At 60.6% G+C, this 19,633-nt stretch carries 20 protein-coding genes; 9 read left to right on the forward strand and 11 right to left on the reverse strand.

What is annotated here, in order from left to right; genetic code table 11:
- Window positions 1-418: 418 nt before the first annotated feature.
- Window positions 419-1,618: a tyrosine--tRNA ligase gene (gene tyrS / locus J7302_RS23700; protein WP_215380536.1), complete on the reverse strand. Its 1,200-nt coding sequence runs from the start codon at window positions 1,616-1,618 to the stop codon at window positions 419-421.
- 182 nt (window positions 1,619-1,800) lie between these two features.
- Between tyrS and J7302_RS23705 the strand changes: the two genes are divergently transcribed.
- Both J7302_RS23705 and J7302_RS23710 read left to right on the forward strand, forming a co-directional pair.
- Entirely contained in the window at window positions 1,801-3,237 is a 1,437-nt protein-coding gene (locus J7302_RS23705; RefSeq protein ID WP_215380538.1) for a peptidoglycan DD-metalloendopeptidase family protein, read from the forward strand.
- 4 nt (window positions 3,238-3,241) lie between these two features.
- Window positions 3,242-4,333, forward strand: a complete 1,092-nt coding sequence (locus J7302_RS23710) for an anhydro-N-acetylmuramic acid kinase (RefSeq protein WP_215380542.1) — start codon at window positions 3,242-3,244, stop codon at window positions 4,331-4,333.
- Between the two features lie 61 nt (window positions 4,334-4,394).
- Here J7302_RS23710 and erpA read toward each other — a convergent pair whose 3' ends face one another.
- A complete protein-coding gene (gene erpA / locus J7302_RS23715; RefSeq protein WP_215380544.1) occupies window positions 4,395-4,745 on the reverse strand; it encodes an iron-sulfur cluster insertion protein ErpA in 351 nt (116 codons plus the stop codon).
- 136 nt (window positions 4,746-4,881) lie between these two features.
- The gene (gene argC / locus J7302_RS23720; protein ID WP_215380546.1) at window positions 4,882-5,916 is read right to left on the reverse strand and encodes an N-acetyl-gamma-glutamyl-phosphate reductase; all 1,035 of its coding nucleotides are present in this window, start codon (window positions 5,914-5,916) and stop codon (window positions 4,882-4,884) included.
- A gap of 134 nt (window positions 5,917-6,050) precedes the next feature.
- Here argC and hemJ point away from each other — a divergent pair, with 134 nt between their 5' ends.
- The 4 genes from hemJ to J7302_RS23740 all read left to right on the forward strand — a co-directional run bounded on the left by hemJ (window position 6,051) and on the right by J7302_RS23740 (window position 9,547).
- Window positions 6,051-6,476: a protoporphyrinogen oxidase HemJ gene (gene hemJ, locus J7302_RS23725; RefSeq protein ID WP_215380549.1), complete on the forward strand. Its 426-nt coding sequence runs from the start codon at window positions 6,051-6,053 to the stop codon at window positions 6,474-6,476.
- A gap of 29 nt (window positions 6,477-6,505) precedes the next feature.
- A complete protein-coding gene (locus J7302_RS23730; RefSeq protein WP_215380551.1) occupies window positions 6,506-7,468 on the forward strand; it encodes an NAD(P)H-dependent flavin oxidoreductase in 963 nt (320 codons plus the stop codon).
- A gap of 197 nt (window positions 7,469-7,665) precedes the next feature.
- Window positions 7,666-8,706 (forward strand): DUF805 domain-containing protein, encoded by a 1,041-nt coding sequence (locus J7302_RS23735; protein ID WP_215380553.1) that lies wholly within the window; start codon window positions 7,666-7,668, stop codon window positions 8,704-8,706.
- Window positions 8,707-8,758: 52 nt separating this feature from the next.
- Window positions 8,759-9,547 (forward strand): SDR family NAD(P)-dependent oxidoreductase, encoded by a 789-nt coding sequence (locus tag J7302_RS23740; protein WP_215380555.1) that lies wholly within the window; start codon window positions 8,759-8,761, stop codon window positions 9,545-9,547.
- Between the two features lie 11 nt (window positions 9,548-9,558).
- Here J7302_RS23740 and J7302_RS23745 read toward each other — a convergent pair whose 3' ends face one another.
- A complete protein-coding gene (locus J7302_RS23745) occupies window positions 9,559-11,040 on the reverse strand; it encodes an AAA family ATPase (RefSeq protein WP_215380558.1) in 1,482 nt (493 codons plus the stop codon).
- A gap of 89 nt (window positions 11,041-11,129) precedes the next feature.
- Between J7302_RS23745 and J7302_RS23750 the strand changes: the two genes are divergently transcribed.
- Both J7302_RS23750 and coq7 read left to right on the forward strand, forming a co-directional pair.
- Window positions 11,130-11,468 (forward strand): histidine triad nucleotide-binding protein, encoded by a 339-nt coding sequence (locus tag J7302_RS23750; protein ID WP_215380560.1) that lies wholly within the window; start codon window positions 11,130-11,132, stop codon window positions 11,466-11,468.
- Between the two features lie 136 nt (window positions 11,469-11,604).
- Window positions 11,605-12,252: a 2-polyprenyl-3-methyl-6-methoxy-1,4-benzoquinone monooxygenase gene (gene coq7, locus J7302_RS23755; RefSeq protein ID WP_215380562.1), complete on the forward strand. Its 648-nt coding sequence runs from the start codon at window positions 11,605-11,607 to the stop codon at window positions 12,250-12,252.
- A gap of 74 nt (window positions 12,253-12,326) precedes the next feature.
- On the opposite strand, the gene speD is transcribed toward coq7, so the two are convergent.
- Complete coding sequence (gene speD, locus J7302_RS23760) at window positions 12,327-13,121, reverse strand: adenosylmethionine decarboxylase (RefSeq protein ID WP_215380565.1); 795 nt, start codon at window positions 13,119-13,121, stop codon at window positions 12,327-12,329.
- 244 nt (window positions 13,122-13,365) lie between these two features.
- Window positions 13,366-13,791 (reverse strand): OsmC family protein, encoded by a 426-nt coding sequence (locus tag J7302_RS23765; protein WP_215380567.1) that lies wholly within the window; start codon window positions 13,789-13,791, stop codon window positions 13,366-13,368.
- A 236-nt stretch (window positions 13,792-14,027) separates the two neighbouring features.
- Between J7302_RS23765 and crp the strand changes: the two genes are divergently transcribed.
- Window positions 14,028-14,672: a cAMP-activated global transcriptional regulator CRP gene (gene crp / locus J7302_RS23770; RefSeq protein ID WP_215380570.1), complete on the forward strand. Its 645-nt coding sequence runs from the start codon at window positions 14,028-14,030 to the stop codon at window positions 14,670-14,672.
- Between the two features lie 59 nt (window positions 14,673-14,731).
- Here crp and trpC read toward each other — a convergent pair whose 3' ends face one another.
- From trpC to J7302_RS23795, 5 genes are all read right to left on the reverse strand, one after another.
- Entirely contained in the window at window positions 14,732-15,568 is an 837-nt protein-coding gene (gene trpC / locus J7302_RS23775) for an indole-3-glycerol phosphate synthase TrpC (protein WP_215380573.1), read from the reverse strand.
- Window positions 15,565-16,614, reverse strand: a complete 1,050-nt coding sequence (gene trpD, locus J7302_RS23780; RefSeq protein ID WP_215380577.1) for an anthranilate phosphoribosyltransferase — start codon at window positions 16,612-16,614, stop codon at window positions 15,565-15,567. The genes trpC and trpD overlap by 4 nt, the downstream gene beginning before the upstream one ends.
- A 1-nt stretch (window position 16,615) precedes the next feature.
- A complete protein-coding gene (locus J7302_RS23785) occupies window positions 16,616-17,209 on the reverse strand; it encodes an aminodeoxychorismate/anthranilate synthase component II (RefSeq protein ID WP_215380580.1) in 594 nt (197 codons plus the stop codon).
- Between the two features lie 10 nt (window positions 17,210-17,219).
- On the reverse strand, window positions 17,220-18,707 hold the full coding sequence (gene trpE, locus J7302_RS23790; RefSeq protein ID WP_215380583.1) for an anthranilate synthase component I: 1,488 nt from the start codon (window positions 18,705-18,707) through the stop codon (window positions 17,220-17,222).
- An 86-nt stretch (window positions 18,708-18,793) separates the two neighbouring features.
- Complete coding sequence (locus J7302_RS23795) at window positions 18,794-19,633, reverse strand: phosphoglycolate phosphatase (protein WP_215380586.1); 840 nt, start codon at window positions 19,631-19,633, stop codon at window positions 18,794-18,796.

Here is a 19,633-nt window from a genome sequence, read left to right on the forward strand (position 1 = left end):
GATAATCAGTTGACTATCAGTCTTACTTCACAAGCACCCACACGAATTGCTTGATTCAGTTGTTAAAGAGCGTTTCGATCAAGTCTTTCGTCTCAACCGAGGCCGCGCATTTTACAGCAGCCTTTCTGTCTGTCAAGCTGTTTTTCGAAATTTTTCGTTTCTACTCAACCGCTTGCGCTTTCGATCCGATCTCTCTTCTCGTCAGCGGGAGGCGCATCTTACAGCATTCAAACTCGCTGTCAACACCTCCTTTCCAGCCTCCCTCGCCACTGGCGAGCCTTGCGAGGCAAGAACCTTCCAGCTCATCGTCTATCAAGCTTAACTCATTGAATCTCAAGGAGTTTTACTTGGCGACTGCGCCGGAAGAGGTGCGCATTATAGGGATCCAAAACGCGCCGTCAACACTTATTTCAAGAAACTATTCCACAACCAAGCTAACACGCGCAAACGCCCTTTTCCCGGCTTGGCAGACATGTGTCGTGCCGAGTTTGAAGACGAAGGAGCGATCAACTACCTCACCATCAATGCGCACACCACCAGAACCAAGCAGGTCGCGCGCCACAGCGGCATTCTTCACCAGACCAGCTTTATTAAGGACAGAAGCGATCGGCATGTCTTCAGCAGCAGCCAGCTCAATTTCCGGCAGATCCACAGGCAACTCGCCATCCCTCATTCTGTTGCCCGCAGAACGATGGGCAGTAGCAGCCGCCTCTTCACCATGGAAGCGAGCGACGATCTCTTCGGCCAGCTTGATCTTGATGTCGCGCGGATTGGCGCCCTGGTCTACATCCTTCTTGAACTGCTCGATCTCACCCATGGAGCGAAAGCTCAGCAGCTCGAAGTAGCGCCACATCAACTGATCAGGAATGGAGACCAGCTTGTTGTACATCACACCAGGTGCTTCCTGGATGCCCACATAGTTGCCAAGGGACTTGGACATCTTTTTCACACCATCCAGACCTTCCAGCAACGGCATGGTGACGATGCACTGAGACTCCTGACCATAAGCGCGCTGCAGTTCGCGCCCCATCAACAGATTGAACTTCTGATCGGTACCACCCAGCTCGACATCCGCGCGCAGAGCAACCGAGTCGTACCCCTGCACCAGCGGGTAAAGAAACTCATGAATGGCAATCGGTTGATTCGTGGTGTAGCGCTTGCTGAAGTCATCGCGCTCGAGCATCCGAGCAACGGTGTACTGGGAGGCCAGACGAATGAAGTCTGCCGGAGACAGCTTATCCATCCAGGTGGAGTTGAAGGCCACCTCAGTCTTGCCAGGATCCAGAATCTTGAACACCTGAGCCTTATAGGTCTCCGCGTTCTCCAGAACCTGCTCTCGAGTCAGCGGAGGACGCGTTGCGCTCTTGCCGCTTGGGTCACCAATCATCCCCGTGAAGTCGCCTATCAGGAAGATGACCTGGTGACCTAGCTCCTGGAACTGGCGCAGCTTATTAATAAGGACCGTATGCCCGAGGTGAAGGTCTGGAGCTGTCGGATCGAAGCCCGCCTTGATCCGTAGTGGCTGGCCACGCTTGAGCTTTTCCACCAGCTCGGACTCGACCAGAACCTCTTCCGCACCGCGCTTGATCAGCGCCAGTTGCTCTTCAACCGACTTCATGACAGGACTCGTGACCGTTCGACAGACAAAAGGGGAACCAACCATACAAGATCGCGAACTAATTACAAGTTTTGCGCCTGAGCCAACGCCGACCGGCGGACGGCGTGAATCCGAGGTTGCCTAGGGCAGCTTTTGATTATATTTTAGGCAGTTAGTTCACCTTCTAAAAAACACCACACGCCATGACGCATAACGTTCCCAAAGTGCCGCCGTATCCGAAGAGCCATTTGCTGGCTGCAAGCGGTGTGGCTGCTCTGCTCAGCCTGGCCCTGCTGGTGTTCCCGTCCCGCGAAGTCGAGGCGAAGAAGACCTTCATCAATCTGGAGCTTGAAAATGGCTCCGAGATGCTCATCCAAGAGAAAGACGATCTCCGACCAGGTCCAGTCACCGGGGATCAGGGCAACTCGCCATTTACCAAGATCGAGAGCCCAACCGACAATCAGAACAGCGCCGAAAAAGACGCGGATAAGAAGACAGAAGACGCCAAGCTCGCCACCACTCAACCAGCCGCCGATCCCAGCCTCAGGACTGTGACCGTGGGCAATGGCGACACCTTGTCCACGATATTCGCCAAGGTCGGATTATCCGGTGCAGTGATGCATGACGTGCTCAATAGCAGCAAGGACGCAAAACAGCTCAGCCGCCTCAAGGTTGGCCAGCGCTTTCAGTTCAACCTGAGCCCGGCCGGCGACCTGGAGAAAATCAGCTCGAAACTGAGCGAACTCGAAACCGTCCACCTCGAAAAGACCGGCAAAGGCTATGCATTCAAGCGCGACCTGGCTAAACCCGAGGTGCGCTCGGCTTATGCAAGAGGCGTAATCAACAGCTCGCTTTTCCTCTCTGCAAAGCGCGCCGGGCTTTCCCATGACCTGACCATGGATCTGGCCAATGTATTCGGCTACGACATCGACTTCGCCCTCGACATCCGCGAAGGGGACGAGTTCGAGGTGATCTACGAAGAAAAAGTAGTCAACGGCAAGAAGGTTGGTAGCGGCGAAATCCTCGCAGCCCGCTTCATCAACCGCGGCAAGGCCTTCAGCGCAATCCGTTACGTCAGCAAGCAAGGCAACGCCAGCTACCTGCGGGCCGATGGAAGCAGTATGCGCAAGGCATTCATCCGTACTCCTGTGGACTTTGCCCGTATCAGCTCTCGATTCTCCATGGGACGACGCCACCCGGTTCTCAACAAGATCCGGGCACACAAAGGTGTCGACTATGCGGCTCCTCGTGGAACGCCAATCAAAGCAACCGGCGACGGGAAGATCGTACTAGCCGGCCGGCGCGGTGGTTATGGCAATGCCGTGATCATCCAGCACGGCAACAAGTACCGAACCCTCTACGGCCACATGAACGGCTTCGCCAAAGGCATTCGCACCGGCGGTAGCGTCAAGCAAGGCCAGATCATTGGGTACGTGGGCACCACCGGCCTCTCGACCGGTCCGCACCTGCACTATGAGTTCCAGGTCAACGGCGTCCATGTCGATCCCCTGGGGATCAAGCTGCCGATGGCCGATCCGCTCATGGCCGCTGAAAAGAAGCGCTTCCTGCAGATGAGCCAGCCACTACTGGCACGTATGGACCAGGAGAAGGCCAGCACGCTGGCCTTGAACAAGCGCTAAGGCCATGGTTCGCTACATAGGGGTGATGTCCGGAACCAGTCTGGATGGACTTGACATCGCCCTGATCGACCAGACCGATCGTACTCTCCTCCTCGACACGTACTACCTCCCAATGCCCGAGTCGTTACGCAGCGAGCTACTGGCTCTGTGCGCAACGGGGCCCGACGAACTGGCACGCGCTGCAACGGTCGAACAAAGCTGGGTAAGGCTTGCGGCTTCGGGCATTCAGTGTCTGCTCGAGCGCAACCAGCTCACTCCACAAGACATTCGTGCCATTGGTAGCCACGGCCAGACGGTTCGTCATGAGCCTGCGCGCGGCTTCACCATCCAGATCGGCAATCCTGCCCTGCTCGCGGAGCTGACCGGCATTGCTGTGGTAGGTGACTTCCGCCGGCGTGACGTCGCTGCCGGCGGCCAGGGCGCACCTCTGGTTCCGGCATTTCACGAATCCTTGTTCGACGATCACACGAGTCTGCGCGCGGTGCTGAACGTCGGTGGATTCAGTAACCTCAGCCTGATTGAGCCGGGCAAGGCCGTTCACGGCTTCGACTGCGGCCCCGGCAACGTTTTGATGGATGCCTGGATTTGTCTGCAAACTGGAGAAAAATACGACCGAGAAGGACGCTGGGCAGCCAGCGGAACCGTTCAGCAAGTGCTGCTGGATACGCTGTTCGCTGATACCTTCTTTGCCACCCAGGGACCGAAGAGTACCGGCCGCGAGCTGTTCAACCTAGGCTGGCTACAGTCCCATCTTGCGCGCCTACCGATCTTCCGCCCAGAGGACGTCCAGGCCACGTTGTTGGAGCTCACCGCACGTAGCATTGTCGACGCCCTCAAGGCTGCGCAGACCGGCACCAATGATCTGTTGGTATGCGGTGGCGGCGCGCACAACCTCCAGTTGATGCAGCGCTTGGCGGCCTTGCTGCCGAGCACCCGCGTATGCAGCACCAGCGAGTTTGGCGTCGATCCGGACTGGGTCGAGGCCATGGCCTTCGCTTGGCTCGCCCATTGCTGCCTCGAAGGCATCCCGACCAATCGGCCCAGCGTCACCGGCGCCAAGGGCCTGCGCATTCTCGGCGCGATCTATCCCGCGTAACCAGTCCACAAACAAAAACGCCGTGCTCAATGGCACGGCGTTTTAGAGCATTCCCGCAACGTCAGATCGAGAAGGACTGGCCGCAACCGCAGGTGGTTGAGGCGTTCGGGTTCTTGATCACGAAACGCGACCCTTCCAAGCCTTCCTGGTAGTCGACTTCGGAACCGGCGAGATACTGAAAGCTCATCGGATCAACAACCAGGCTGACGCCGTCACGCTCGACGATCGTATCGTCGTCCGCCACGTCTTCATCGAACGTGAAGCCGTACTGGAAGCCAGAGCAGCCACCACCCGTGACGAACACGCGAAGCTTCAGGCGTGGATTGCCTTCTTCATCGATCAGGTTCTTCACCTTGCTGGCCGCACCCTCAGTGAACAACAGGGCTGAAGGGGTGAAGGTTTCGACGCTCATGCTGCAACTCTCCCGGCTCGACGCCGCCATACTGCGCTAAGGCGAGGCATTATCCGCTTACCCTACAAAACTGGTCAACTATTAAGCGACTCGGCCCACACCCGGAAGCGACATGGGCTCGAAAGTCAGCAGTGGATCAGGGCAGCAATGCCGCGTGGCCCAGCCCAAGGCGCTCTTCCAGGCCGAAAAGAATGTTCATGTTCTGTACGGCCTGACCGGAAGCACCCTTGACCAGGTTATCGATCACCGACAGGACCACCACCAGGTCTCCGCCCTGTGGACGATGGACCGCAATACGGCAAACGTTTGCGCCGCGAACGCTGCGGGTTTCCGGGTGACTCCCCGCCGGCATCACGTCGACGAAGGGTTCATTGGCATAGCGTCTCTCGAACAGCGCTTGCAGGTCCACGCTCTTGTCCGCCACGTTGGCGTAAAGGGTTGCGTGAATGCCACGGATCATCGGTGTCAGATGCGGAACAAACGTCAGATCGACAGCACCACCCGCAGCACGCCGCAGGCCCTGAGTGATTTCCGGCAGATGGCGGTGCCCCTTGACCGAATAGGCCATCATGCTTTCGCCCGCCTCGCAGAACAGCGAGCCGACCTTGGCGCCACGGCCTGCACCACTGACACCCGACTTGCAGTCAGCGATCAGTCGGCGGGTATCGGCCAGGCCTGCCTCGAGCAGCGGGATAAAACCCAGCTGCGTGGCGGTCGGATAGCAACCAGGGACCGCAATCAGGCGGGCGTTCTTGATTGCCTCGCGGTTGACTTCCGGCAGGCCGTAGACGGCTTCGGGAAGCAGACCGGGAGCGCCATGAGGCTGGCCGTACCACTTGGCCCACTCCACCGCATCCTGCAGGCGAAAATCGGCAGACAGGTCGATCACCTTGGTGCCCGCATCCAGCAGCTCGCCGGCCAGGGCATGGGCGACGCCGTGCGGGGTCGCGAAGAACACCACGTCGCAAGCGCCGAGCGTAGCCACGTCCGGCACGCTGAAGGCGAGCTGGTCGTAATGGCCTCGCAAGTTCGGGTACATATCGGCGACCTTGACCCCTGCCTCGGAGCGCGACGTGATCACCGCCACCTCTGCCTGCGGATGCTGAGCCAGCAGACGCAGCAGTTCGACACCGGTGTAGCCCGTGCCGCCGACGATTCCGACCTTGACCATCACTTGCCCCTTCAAAGAACCGATTGGAAAGCTGCCGATAATAAAGCTGCATCGGCCATGGGCCAACAGCCAAGGTGACGTGTGGCGTCCCCACCCTCTACTATCGTGGCCACCTTGGACCTGGAAGCCGACTCATGCTCTACCTGTGGTTGAAAGCCCTACACATCATCGCCATAGTCTGCTGGTTCGCCGGACTGTTCTATTTGCCACGCCTCTTCGTGTACCACGCGATGAGCGAGGATGCCGCTAGCCGCGAACGCTTCATCATCATGGAGCGCAAGCTTTACCGCGGCATCATGGGACCATCGATGATCGCCACCCTGGTCTTCGGTTTGTGGATGCTCTACCTCAACACCTCCTTGTTCAGCCAGGGCTGGCTACACGCCAAACTGACCCTGGTCGTGCTGTTGATCGGCTACCACCACGCCTGCGGGTCCCTCCTGAAGCGTTTTGCACGAGGCGAGAACCGACGCAGCCACGTGTTCTATCGCTGGTTCAACGAAGTTCCGGTGCTGTTCTTGATCGCCATTGTCATCCTGGTGGTGGTGAAGCCTTTCTGACTCCAGACAGCCTACAAGAGGAATGCCAGATGTCCCTGCCTGCCCTGCTCGATCAACGCTTGCGCCTACCAGTAGTGGCGGCGCCAATGTTTCTGGTATCCAACCCTAAGCTGGTGATGGCCTGCTGCAATAGTGGAATTGTCGGAAGCTTCCCTGCCCTGAACCAGCGCGAAAGCTCCGGCTTCCGCGCCTGGCTAGAGGAAATCGAGTCTGGCCTGAACACCAGCGCCGCGCCTTACGCCGTCAACCTGATTGTCCATCACAGCAATCCCCGGTTGCAGGCCGATCTGGCGGTCTGTGTGGAAAAGCGGGTTCCCATCGTCATCACCAGCCTGGGGGCGGTCAAAGAGGTGGTGGACGCGGTGCACGGTTACGGCGGCCTGGTATTCCACGACGTGACGACCCGCCGCCACGCTGAAAAGGCCGCCGAAGCCGGGGTCGACGGATTGATTGCTGTTGCAGCAGGCGCCGGCGGCCACGCCGGGACCTGGAGCCCCTTCGCCCTGATCGCCGAGATTCGCCAGTTCTTCGACAAGACCCTGCTGCTGGCTGGATGCCTCAACCACGGCCATGAGATCTTCGCTGCACAGTTGCTGGGCGCCGATTTGGCTTACCTGGGTACCCGATTCATTGCCACCCAGCAGAGCGATGCGGAAACCCGCTACAAGCAGATGATCCTGGACGCCAAGGCAGCAGACATCATCCATACCCCGGCAGTCTCAGGTGTACCGGCGAGCTTCATGCGACAGAGCCTTGAAGCTGCTGGCTACGACCTCAAACGCCTGACGGACAAGGCCGATATCAACTACGGCGAAAAGCTCAAGCCAATCAGTGATGAGGCAAAAGCCTGGAAGACCGTCTGGTCGGCCGGCCAGGGCGTGGGCAACATCCGTGACCTGCCGACCGCTGATGAACTGATCGCCCGGCTCGACCGCGAATACCGTGCCGCCCGTGACCATGCAGTCCAGCTTGGTCAGCGCTGGGCGCCCTGAGACTCGGCGACAGACTCGGCCACCGAACCTGGGGCACAGGGCCGCCTGATAGCCCTGTTCGAGGTCCCATACAGTGCCGTTCTGCGAAGCCTTTTCGCAAATCACCGTTCACTTTGTGCACCAGGCCGCTTGTGCCGTGGCCTAGCGCACAATTACGCTGTGCCATCCCCCGCTCTGTCGCCGACAAGGATGCCCGCATGGTCGAAGCTCGCTACAAAATCGTCTTCGAAGGCGAACCAATGCCCGGCGTGGCACTGGAAACCGTCAAGGAAAATCTCGCTCGCCTGTTCAAGAGCGATTCCAGAAAGATCGACAGTCTGTTCAGTGGCCGCAGCGTCGCACTAAAGCGCGATCTGGACGAGGCCGAAGCCGATAAGTACCTGGCCGCCCTGCAACGGGCGGGGGCAATGGTGCGCAAGGAGCAGGACCGGTCGAACAGCCCGCTGGAAGCGAAAGACGAGCCAGCCCCCATGATGGCACCCCAGACGCCCGCAATGATCGATAGCATGCGCTGCCCCAAGTGCGGCCACGAGCAGCCCAGGGCAGCCGAATGCCAGGCATGCGGCATCATCATCGACAAATACCTGGCACGCCAGGCCCAGCTGGCAACTGAAGCAGCTGCGGCGCAGGCCTCCATTACTTCTGCCACCGCTGGCTCCTCGCCCTACGCCCCGACACGGGCACAGGTCGGCGAAGTCCTGCCCGAATATGGTGAGCTCAAGGTCCTCAGCACCGAAGGTCGGATTGGCCGGGTTCGCTACCTGGGCTGGAGCATGGCGCTCATACTGGCATTCCTCCCGGTCGGCGCGGTGATCGCAGCCAGCTTCGCGCTTTCCTCCACTCTGGCAAGCCTGCTGGCAATTGTGGCGTGTATCGTCCTGGCAGTTGTCGGCGTCTTTATCGGTGTCCAGCGCCTGCACGATATTGGCTGGTCCGGCTGGCTTTGGCTGGTCAACTTCGTTCCGTTCGTGGGCAGCGTGTTCGCCTTGATCATGCTGGTGGTCCCCGGGACCTCCGGCCCCAATCGTTATGGCCCACCGCCGCCACCCAACAGCCTCGCCGTCAAGGTCCTGGCCTGCCTGGTCCTGCTGGCCCCGATTGTGATCGGTATTCTTTCCGCAATTGCCATTCCCGCCTACCAGGACTATGTAAGTCGCGCCCAACTGACCGGGGAGACCCGCTACGAGCAGCCAGCTGACACCGCAATAGCGCCACAAAGCGATTCCGCATCAGAATAAGCAACCTCCCGGGGCCGGAACTGTCCAACCCGGCCCCTTCAGGAGAATCTCCATGCCCCGTTATGCCCTGGTCACCGGCGCCTCCAGCGGAATCGGCCTCGCTTTGGCCGAAGCCTTGGCGCGACGAGGCCGCAGCCTCCTGTTGGTGGCAAGGCAGCGTGACGCGCTGGAAAGCATTGCCTGCGAATTGACCCAGCGCTTTGGCGTAGAGGTACTGTTTCGCGTCTGCGACCTGGCCGAACCGCTCCAGGTGTCCGGCATGCTGATGGAGCTGGAACAGGGCGAACGGCAATTCGACCTGCTGGTAAACAATGCCGGCATTGGAACCTCTGGCCCCTTCATTGAGCAGCATTGGAGTGATGAGCAGGAGCTGATCGAGCTGAACATCCTGGCCATGGCTCGACTTTGCCACGCGCTGGGTGCGCTAATGGCCCACCAAGGCGGGGGCCAAATACTCAACGTAGCCTCCGTCGCCGGCTTTCAGCCCGGCCCCTGGATGAGCAACTACTACGCCAGCAAGGCCTACGTGCTGCACTTCTCCGAGGGCCTGCGCGAGGAGCTTCGCCCCCAGGGGGTCAAGGTTTCGGTGCTCTGCCCCGGCCCGACGCGCAAGAGCTTCTTCCGTCGCGCCCATTCGCAGGTCGATCGACTGGAAGGCAGTAAACTGATGATGAGCCCCGAAGAGGTCGCGTTGATCACTGTGCGAGCCCTTGAGAAGAATCGCGCAATCATCATACCTGGCTGGCGCAATCGACTGGCCGCCCGGCTCCCCCGTTTCGCCCCGCGCTGGCTGGTACGGCGCGTGGTGGGCCGAATCAACCGGGCCTTTGCAAAATCCTGAGCTACGGCCGATCAGTCGGCCCTGACGCAACGGTCGTGCGCCCAGCTTCGCAAGCTCGCCAACTGCTCGGCCATAACCACTGAAAGCGGAGAGCTGGCGCGCAGCTGGCGTAATAGCAAGGCCTGATCCACCGCGCATTGCTGCGCCTGGGACGCGTAGAGCATGCCAACGACCGCCTGCTCGATCTCCGCACCAGAAAAGCCTTCGCTGGCGAGCACCAGCTCATGCAGATCGAATTGCGCCGGGTCCAGTTCCCGGCGAGCAAGGTGGATCCGGAAGATGTCGGCGCGAACCTCTGGCTGAGGCAGATCGATGAAGAACAGTTCATCGAAACGCCCCTTGCGCAGCAACTCTGGCGCAAGGCGGTCGACGGCATTGGCCGTGGCTACCAGAAACACCGGCGCTTTGCGCTCGGCCATCCAGGTCAGCAGTGTTCCCAGGACCCGCTGGCTGACCCCGCTATCGTGATCTCCACTGGACAGCCCCTTCTCCACCTCGTCCATCCACAACACGCATGGCGACATCTGCTCGGCCAGCTTCAACGCCTCACGCAGGTTCCGCTCGGTTTCACCGAAGAACTTGTTGTACAAACAGGCGAAATCCAGGCGCAGCAACGGCAGGCCCCATAGCCCTGCCACGGCCTTGGCCGCCAGGCTCTTGCCACCGCCCTGCACGCCGACCAGCATCACGCCCCTGGGTCGATCCTTGACCTTTTCGTCGAGCAGCGCGGCCTGGCGTTCGGCCAGCCAACGTTTGAGATTGTCCAGGCCACCGACTTCTGCGAACCGCGCTGTCTCGTACTCGAAGCTGAGCACACCCTCCATGTCGAGCAGTTGGAACTTGGCCTTGTTCAGCTCCGGCAAATCTTCCTGGGTGATGGCGCCGTCATCGCAAATGACATTGCGAGCCAATGCGCGAGCCTCGCCATGACTCATTCCTCGGAGGTTCTTCACCACCTGCTGCAGGGTCCGGTTGTCCGTGCGAACCCGCGCCCCGCGATTACGCTCGCTCCAGCGCGTCGCCTCTTCGCGCACGATGCTCAGGAGCTCCTCTTCGCCTGGCAGTGCAAGACTGAAGCGTGCAGCATAACGCTGTACTTCCGGTGGCAGCTTCAGGGCATGGGAAACCAGCACCGCAGTCGGCTTGTGATTGCCTTCAGCCATGGCCACTTCCTTGAGCAGCCGAACGACCCGCGGGTTATCCGCAAGGAAGGGATGCAGGTCACAGAGGACATAGAGGCTCGGCTGCGGATCTGCCTTGATCAGCCGCAGAGCCACCTCAGGATCGCGGCTATCTTCTTCGCCCAGCGGCTCACCGCCAAAACCAAGCCGCTGCAGCCCCTCGCTGACCGACCAGGTCAACAGCCCCAGCCCTCGTTTGATCGCCAGGCTGGTCAAGGTTTCCAACACTCGGCGCTCATCCCAGGACTCGATCAGCACCAGTTTCACCCTGGAGTCCATCACCAGGCCGAGGTCATGGATGTCGTTCTTCACAGGCGCTCCTTCGGGTCGTGGGTCAGGCTGGCCGGGGCAACCGCCCGCCGTTAAACTCGACGCCTCTTATATCAGGCCGGAGAACCCCAGTGGACTGTCTGTTCTGCAAAATCGCGGCGGGCGAAATCCCCGCCCGCAAGCTCTATGAAGATGACCAGGTGGTTGCCTTCCACGACATTGCACCGCAAGCCCCCGTGCATTTTCTGGTCATTCCGAAAAAGCACGTGCGCACCGTCAACGACTTGGTCGAAGAAGACAAGGCGCTCGCCGGCCACATCGTCTTCACGGCGCAGCGCCTGGCCAAGGAACAAGGTTGCGAGGCCGGCTTCCGCATGGTGATGAACTGCAATGAGCAGGGTGGCCAGACCGTCTACCACATCCATATGCATGTGCTTGGCCAGCGCCAGATGCATTGGCCCCCGGGCTGATCCAGCCCCGGACCTCCTCGCCCCTGCGCGCAAGGGGCGAGCCTGCCCCGCCCGTCGCGAGCGGACTGATTCCAGTCAAGCCCGCAGCGGCCCCTTGGGTTAGAATGCCTGCCGAGATTGCCTACGGAGGTGCCGCATGGCCAGCGAACGTTACTACTCCCCCGCCGACCGGCTGTTGCTGCAGGCCGACGTCGCCCTGCGCACCCTGCTGCCATTTTCCGGGCAGCCTTTCCGCCCCTCACCTGCCGATGGCCAACCCGATACCGAACTCGATAGCGATGATGCGCGTCACGTTGCCGGCTTGATGCGCATCAACCACACCGGTGAGGTCTGCGCCCAAGCGCTGTACCAGGGCCAGGCCCTGACCGCGAAGCTGCCGGAAGTGCGGGCTGCCATGGAGCATGCCGCCGAAGAGGAAGTCGACCACCTCGCCTGGTGCGAACAACGCATCCGTGAACTCGGCAGCCGCCCGAGTATTCTCAACCCGCTGTTTTATGGTTTGTCGTTTGGCGTCGGTGCATTGGCTGGCCTGGTCAGCGATAAGGTCAGCCTGGGCTTCGTAGCTGCCACTGAAGACCAGGTGTGCAAACACCTGGACGAGCATCTCCAGCAGCTGCCGGCCGAGGATGGCAAATCCCGCGCGATTCTCGAACAGATGCGTACCGATGAAGAACAGCACGCCACCAGCGCATTGGAAGCGGGCGGCATGCGCTTCCCAGCTCCGGTCAAGTTCGGAATGACGTTGCTGTCAAAGGTGATGACCAAAAGCACCTACAGAGTTTGAGCAGGAGACTGCGAAAACAACAAAGGGCGCCACGGCGCCCTTTGTTGTTTTCATCCGAAACGTGCCGCTAACTATCAGCGCGGCATGTTGCGGGCGTAGAAGATTTCCAGCATTTCGTGACGCAGGCGCTCTTCCACCTGCTTGCGCTGCTCGCCCGTCAGGTTGGAGGTCGCGTCGCCGAACAGGTAGTTGTCCAGCTCGAAATCCTTGAGCAGCATCTTCGTGTGGAACAGGTTCTCCTGGTACACGTTGACGTCTGTCATCTGATAGGCGTCCTGAGTGTCGTCGGAGAGGTAGTTCTGGATGGAGTTGATCTCGTGGTCGATGAAGTGCTTCTTGCCTTCCACGTCGCGGGTGAAACCACGCACACGATAATCCACAGTCACGATGTCCGAATCGAACTGGTGGATCAGGTAGTTGAGCGCCTTCAACGGGGAGATCACCCCGCAGGTGGAAACGTCGATGTCCACACGGAAGGTAGCGATCCCATCCACCGGATGAATCTCCGGATAGGTGTGTACGGTGATGTGGCTCTTGTCCAGGTGCGCCAGGATGGTTTCCGGCAATGGGCCCGGCGACTCCTCGATCTGGCTGTCGGTGGGGGTCACCGGCTGCTCGGAAATGAGGATGGTCACACTTGCGCCTTGAGGGTCATAGTCCTGACGGGCGATGTTCAGGATGTTCGCACCAATGATGTCCACCACGTCGGTGAGGATCTGGGTCAGGCGCTCGGCATCGTACTCTTCATCGATGTACTGGACGTAGGCCTGCTGGTCCTCGGGGGTCTCAGCGTAGCAGATGTCATAGATGTTGAAGCTCAAGGTCTTTGTCAGGTTATTGAACCCGTGGAGCTTGAGTTTGCTGTTCACCGTTGGAAACTCTCTTGTGCATGCGGCTCTACCGCGTGATTGAGCATGCCCGTCAGATGCGCACGACACATCTGCGTAGGACGGTTTACACCTCTTCGCGTTGGCGATTGTGGTCGTATGGTCGGAGCCTGAGCCCCGGAAAACTGGAGGGGGCGAATTATGCAGACGAGAGGCGCCGTCTGCCAGAGTTTGGCGTGCAAATATGATGGCCGGATGTCTTCATCACCCGGCCGGGCGTCCGATCTCAGGCGCCGAGCTCGACAATCTCGTAGTCATGGGTGATTTCAACGCCGGCCCGCCCAAGCATGATGGATGCCGAGCAGTACTTCTCCGCCGACAACTCCACCGCGCGTTTGACTTGCGCCTCTTTGAGGCCGCGCCCTTTAACCACGAAATGCACATGGATCTTGGTGAAGACCTTGGGGTCTTCGCTGGCGCGCTCGGCTTCGAGAAATGCCTCGCAGCTTTCAATCGGCTGGCGGGACTTTTTCAGGATGCTCACCACGTCAAAGTTGGTGCAGCCGCCGAGGCCGATCAGCAGCATCTCCATCGGACGCACCCCGAGGTTGCGACCGCCACTCTCAGGTGGGCCGTCCATCACCACGGCATGCCCACTGCCGGACTCACCAAGAAACAGGGCTTCGCCCGCCCATTGGATGCGTGCTTTCATCGCCAAGGACCCTACTCGAAAAAAAAGGTGTCGTAGCTTAGCACAGGGCCCCAAGGGGCCCGATGGACAACACACCAACATTACTTCCCGGGCAGGTGTTAGCTGTGTCGCAATTTCCGATCGTCGGTATAGAAGTGTCTGTTAAGCTGGCGCCGGATTACTGGCACACTTGGCACAACAATTACTAGAAATTGACTGTTGGACAAAGGCTTACCTTCTCTTTTCGGGACTCGGGCATGGTCGCAATTACCCTTACACCTAAAATAAAAAGCCTGGACAAGATCCTCGCGCATTGTCACCGCCGCCGCTACACGGCAAAGAGCACCATCATCTACGCAGGCGATCGCTGCGAAACCCTCTTCTTCATCATCAAAGGCTCCGTCACCATCCTGATCGAAGATGACGACGGTCGGGAAATGATCATCGCCTACCTCAACGCCGGCGACTTCTTCGGCGAGATGGGGCTGTTCGACAAGGAAGGCAATGAAAAGGAGCGCAGCGCCTGGGTTCGTGCCAAGACGGAATGCGAAGTAGCAGAACTGAGCTACGCGAAATTCCGCGAACTCACCCAGCAGGATCCGGAGATCCTCTACGCGCTGGGCAGCCAGATGGCTGACCGCCTGCGCAACACCACCCGCAAGGTCGGTGATCTGGCATTCCTCGACGTGACCGGGCGCGTCGCCCGCACGCTGCTCGATCTGTGCAAACAACCCGACGCCATGACCCACCCGGATGGCATGCAGATCAAGATCACCCGCCAGGAAATCGGCCGCATTGTCGGCTGTTCGCGAGAGATGGTCGGTCGAGTCCTGAAGAGCCTGGAAGAACAGGGTCTGGTGCACGTCAAAGGCAAGACGATGGTGGTATTTGGCACCCGCTGAACTCCACCCGCAAGCATGAAAAAAGCCGGCATCAGCCGGCTTTTTCATCGATCCGCGAATCAGTCCGGGTCAGCGCCCAGTGCGACGCGACTGAGCTCCGGGAAGAACAGGCGACGCAACTCTGCGCCTGGTTCCTCCGCCCGCATGAAGGCTTCACCCACGAGAAAGGCATACACCTCACTGACCTCCATGAGCTCGACATCCGCTCTATTGAGGATACCGCTCTCGGTGATCACCACTCGATCCCGCGGAATACGTGGCAGCAGGTCCAGCGTGGTATCCAGGCTCACCTCGAAGGTGTGGAGGTTACGGTTGTTGATACCCACCAGTGGCGTGTCGAGGGTCTTCAGCGCGCGCTCCAGCTCATCCCCGTCATGGACTTCGACCAATACGTCGAGGCCAACGTCCTTGGCCGTGTCCGCCAGTTCCTTCATTCGCACATCGTCCAGCGCGGCGACGATCAGCAGCACGCAGTCCGCCCCCAGGGCACGAGCTTCGACCACCTGATAAGGATCGATGAGGAAGTCCTTGCGGATCACCGGCAGCGAGCAGGCGGCACGGGCTTCCTGCAGGTAGGCATCGCAACCCTGGAAGAAATCGATATCGGTCAGCACGGACAGGCAGGTCGCGCCACCGTTCTCATAGCTCTTGGCAATCTGTGCGGGGAGGAAGTTCTCGCGAATGATGCCCTTGCTCGGCGACGCCTTCTTGATCTCGGCAATCACCGCCGGCTCCCGCTGCGCCACACGCTCCTGCAGCGCCCTGGCGAAACCACGAGGAGCATTGGCCGAACGGGCGTGAGCTTCAAGCTCAGCCAGGGTTACACGGGCACTGCGCTCGACCACTTCCTCAGCCTTGCGCGCCAGGATCTTTTCAAGAACGGTTGGGATGCTCACGCTTCATTCTCCACTCGGAACACCGCGGTAAAAGACGCGAGCTCGTCCAGCTTTTCGCGGGCGAGCCCGGTATGCAGGGCATCCTGAGCCAGCCGCACGCCCTCCTTCAGGCTGGACGCGAGGTCCGCAGCGTAGAGGGCTGCACCTGCATTCAGCACAATCATTTCAGCGGCTTTCTGGCCGCTCTCAGTCTTACGCTTGCCCAGGGCGTCGTGGATCAGCTCCAGCGATTCCTGAGGACTGTCCACCGTGAGGCCGATCAGGCTCTGGCTGCGGATGCCGAAGTCCTCGGGCTGCACTTCGTACTCGGTCACTTCGCCGTCCTTCAGCTCGGCAACATGGGTCGGTGCAGCGAGGCTGAACTCGTCCAGCCCGTCACGCGAATGCACCACCAGGATGTGCTCGCTACCTAGGCGCTTGAGCACCTCGGCCAACGGACGGCACAGCGCCTTACTGAACACGCCGACCACCTGATGCCGCACCCCGGCCGGATTGGTCAGCGGACCAAGCATGTTGAACAAGGTTCGCAACCCCAGCTCACGGCGCGGTGCAGCAGCATACTTCATGGCCTTGTGATGGACCTGGGCGAACATGAAGCCCACTCCGATGCTTTCGATGCAACGCGCCACCTGCTCGGGCTTGAGGTCCAGGTAGATGCCCGCTGCTTCCAGCACGTCGGCACTGCCGGTCTTGCCGGAAACCGCGCGGTTGCCATGCTTGGCAACCTTGCCGCCAGCCGCGGCGACCACGAAGGTGGCGGCCGAGGAAACGTTGAAGATATTCGCGCCATCGCCGCCGGTGCCCACCACATCGACCACATGGTCGAGGGTGCTGAGCTCGACCGTGCTGGCGAGTTCACGCATCACCGAGACGGCCCCGACGATTTCGTCGATGGTCTCGCTCTTCATCCGCATGCCCATGAGGAATGCACCGATCTGTGCGTCAGTGCACTGTCCGGTCATGATCAGGCGCATGACGTCCTGCATCTCGTCGGTGGTCAGGTCGAGTTGGTTGACCACCCGATTGAGGGCTTCCTTGATATCCATCTCAACGCACCCCGCCAGTCTGCTTCAGGAAGTTAGCCAGTAGTTCATGGCCCTGCTCGGTGAGGATGGATTCCGGATGGAACTGCACCCCCTCGATATTCAGGGTCTTGTGCCGCAGGCCCATGATCTCGTCCACCGAGCCGTCTTCGTGCTGGGTCCAGGCGGTGATCTCCAGGCAATCCGGCAGGGTTTCGCGCTTCACCACCAGGGAATGATAGCGGGTCACCGTCAGCGGATTGTTCAGGCCGGCGAATACACCCTTGTCTTCATGGAAGACCGGGCTGGTCTTGCCGTGCATCACTTGGCGGGCACGCACCACGTCACCGCCGAACGCTTGGCCGATGCTCTGGTGCCCCAGGCAGACACCAAGGATCGGCAGTTTGCCGGCGAAATGGGTGATCACCTCCAGCGACACACCTGCCTCGGTGGGGGTGCAAGGGCCAGGGGAAACGACGATGCGCTCGGGCTTCAGGGCCTCGATCTCGGCAACGCTCAGCTCGTCATTGCGGATCACTTTGACGTCAGCGCCCAACTCGCCCAGGTACTGCACCACGTTGTAGGTAAAGGAGTCATAGTTATCGATCATCAGCAGCATGGCGAAATCCTCAGGCGTCGGGCGTGGCAGTCTGTTCGGCGAGTGCCACGGCACGGAACATGGCGCGGCGCTTGTTCAGCGTCTCCTCCCATTCCAGGGCCGGCACTGAATCGGCAACGATGCCTGCGCCGGCCTGCACGTGCAGTTCCCCGTCCTTGATGACCGCCGTACGGATCGCGATGGCGGTGTCCATATTGCCGTTCCAGGCCAGATAGCCCACAGCGCCGCCGTAAACGCCACGCTTGACCGGCTCCAGCTCGTCGATGATTTCCATTGCACGGATCTTCGGTGCCCCGGAGAGGGTGCCCGCCGGCAGGATCGCGCGCAGCGCATCCATGGCAGAGACGCCTTCCTTGAGCTGGCCAGTCACGTTGGACACGATGTGCATCACGTTGGAGTAACGCTCGATCACCATCTTCTCAGTAACCTTCACCGAGCCGGTGCTGGAAACGCGGCCCACGTCGTTGCGGCCCAGGTCGATCAGCATCAGGTGCTCGGCCAGCTCCTTGGCGTCGGAGAGCAGGTCCTGCTCCAGCGCCTGGTCCGCCTCCTCGTTGGCACCGCGCGGGCGGGTGCCGGCGATCGGGCGAACAGTGACCAGGCCGTCCTCGACCCGGACCAGGACTTCCGGCGAGCTACCCACCACGTGGAAGTCGCCGAAGTTGAAGAAGTACATGTAAGGCGTCGGATTGAAGCAGCGTAGCGCGCGGTACAGATCGATCGGCGCAGCCTGGAACGGGATGGACATGCGTTGGGAAATCACCACCTGCATGCAGTCGCCTGCCAGTATGTATTCCTTGATGCTGCCCACCGCGCGCTCGTAGTCCTCACGGGTGAAGCTGGAGCGAAAGTCCGGCTCGCCACCCTGCGGCTGGCCAGGGTCCACGCCCAGACGCGGTACCACGGGCTGGCGCAACTGTCGGCGCAGCTCGGCGAGGCGGGCCTGGCCCCGCTCATAAGCGTCGTCCTGACCGGGATCGGCCAGGACGATCGCGTGCAGCTTGCCGGCGAGGTTGTCGAACACCACCACCGCGTCGGAGACCATCAGCAGAATGTCCGGGGTGCCCAACGGGTCGGGATTCTGGCAGTTGGCCAGGCGCTTCTCGACATAGCGCACGCAGTCGTAGCCGAAATAACCCACCAAGCCGCCATTGAAGCGCGGCAGGCCGGCGATGGGCGCTACGTTGTAGCGCTCCTTGAAAGCTTCGACGAAGGCCAACGGGTCTTCGCAGTCACGCTGTTCGACATCGACACCGTCGACCGCAACGGTCACCTGGTGGCCATGGGCTCGCAACACCGTGCGGGCCGCCAGACCAATGATGGAGTAACGGCCCCATTTCTCACCGCCCTGCACCGACTCCAGCAGATAGGAGTACGGCGTGTCGGCGAGCTTCAGGTAGAGGGAAAGCGGCGTATCGAAATCCGCCAGGGTTTCGAACGCAAGCGGAATGCGGTTATAGCCTTCGGCGGCCAAACGCAGGAAATCTTCGCGGGTCATGATCAGCCTCGTGACAGGGAGCTATCGAGCTCCTGGAGGTAAAACGTCGGTGTGCGAACGCGCCGGAGGAACCGGCCAGAATGAATTCAGGCGCGCCAGCGCCAACGGGCCACAGCCTTGATGATGATCATTCCAGCTCTTTCGAGCCAACGCTTGCAGGGAGCCACCACGTTTCGATCTCTTTGAGGCGGATATTCAGAGGAGTCGGGCGACATTAGCGCAGCGCCGTGTGCCGCGCAACCGCCCGGCAGCAGCTCGCGAAGATCGCCCACCACCAAGGCCGGCTCCTCTTCGCTGATGGGCCGGCCGTGGTTGTAGCCGTAGCTCAACGCCACGCATTTCACACCGGCAGCCTTGGCGGCCAGCACGTCATTGCGCGAATCGCCGATGAACAGAGCTTCGCCACGGCTGACGCCGGTCATGTGCATCACATGCAGCAGGGCCGAAGGGTCCGGTTTCTGCTGCGGCAAGGTATCGCCGGCGATGATCAGCGGGAAGTACCGCCCCAGCTTCATCTCATCCAGCAGCGGCGCGACAAAACGCTCCGGCTTGTTGGTGATCAGGGCAAGTTCGACGCCCCGTTTCTTCAGCCACTTGAGGGTCTCCGCGACCCCTGGGTAGACGCGGGTGAGCGCATGGCTTTCGCCATAGGCCTCCATGAAGAGTTCGAGGCCGCGCTCGGCATCGGTGTCATGCACGGCGGAGTGGTCCAGGCCACCGGCAAGGGCACGGCGCACCAGCACGCGGGCGCCGTTGCCGACCCACTCGCGGACCTGCTCGACGCCTGCTGCCGGACGCCCGAGGGCCACCAGCATGCGGTCTATCGCAGCGGCCAGATCGGGGACCGAATCCACCAGGGTGCCGTCCAGGTCGAACATCACCAGGCGCGGAAGGCGCCCCTCGAAAAGCCGCTGCAACGTGCTCAT

The sequence above is a fragment of the Metapseudomonas boanensis genome, from assembly GCF_018704125.1.
Taxonomy (GTDB): Bacteria; Pseudomonadota; Gammaproteobacteria; order Pseudomonadales; family Pseudomonadaceae; genus Metapseudomonas; species Metapseudomonas boanensis.

Bases quoted from the DNA above. Each gene is read 5' to 3' on its own strand.
- J7302_RS23705 (WP_215380538.1), top strand. From the start codon at position 1,801: ATGACGCATAACGTTCCCAAAGTGCCGCCGTATCCGAAGAGCCATTTG.
- J7302_RS23785 (WP_215380580.1), bottom strand. From the start codon at position 17,209: ATGCTGCTGATGATCGATAACTATGACTCCTTTACCTACAACGTGGTG.
- J7302_RS23740 (WP_215380555.1), top strand. From the start codon at position 8,759: ATGCCCCGTTATGCCCTGGTCACCGGCGCCTCCAGCGGAATCGGCCTC.
- J7302_RS23795 (WP_215380586.1), bottom strand. From the start codon at position 19,633: ATGAGCACGTTGCAGCGGCTTTTCGAGGGGCGCCTTCCGCGCCTGGTG.
- hemJ (WP_215380549.1), top strand. From the start codon at position 6,051: ATGCTCTACCTGTGGTTGAAAGCCCTACACATCATCGCCATAGTCTGC.
- trpE (WP_215380583.1), bottom strand. From the start codon at position 18,707: ATGACCCGCGAAGATTTCCTGCGTTTGGCCGCCGAAGGCTATAACCGC.
- trpD (WP_215380577.1), bottom strand. From the start codon at position 16,614: ATGGATATCAAGGAAGCCCTCAATCGGGTGGTCAACCAACTCGACCTG.
- J7302_RS23735 (WP_215380553.1), top strand. From the start codon at position 7,666: ATGGTCGAAGCTCGCTACAAAATCGTCTTCGAAGGCGAACCAATGCCC.
- coq7 (WP_215380562.1), top strand. From the start codon at position 11,605: ATGGCCAGCGAACGTTACTACTCCCCCGCCGACCGGCTGTTGCTGCAG.
- tyrS (WP_215380536.1), bottom strand. From the start codon at position 1,618: ATGAAGTCGGTTGAAGAGCAACTGGCGCTGATCAAGCGCGGTGCGGAA.
- J7302_RS23765 (WP_215380567.1), bottom strand. From the start codon at position 13,791: ATGAAAGCACGCATCCAATGGGCGGGCGAAGCCCTGTTTCTTGGTGAG.
- erpA (WP_215380544.1), bottom strand. From the start codon at position 4,745: ATGAGCGTCGAAACCTTCACCCCTTCAGCCCTGTTGTTCACTGAGGGT.
- crp (WP_215380570.1), top strand. From the start codon at position 14,028: ATGGTCGCAATTACCCTTACACCTAAAATAAAAAGCCTGGACAAGATC.
- J7302_RS23710 (WP_215380542.1), top strand. From the start codon at position 3,242: ATGGTTCGCTACATAGGGGTGATGTCCGGAACCAGTCTGGATGGACTT.
- argC (WP_215380546.1), bottom strand. From the start codon at position 5,916: ATGGTCAAGGTCGGAATCGTCGGCGGCACGGGCTACACCGGTGTCGAA.
- J7302_RS23730 (WP_215380551.1), top strand. From the start codon at position 6,506: ATGTCCCTGCCTGCCCTGCTCGATCAACGCTTGCGCCTACCAGTAGTG.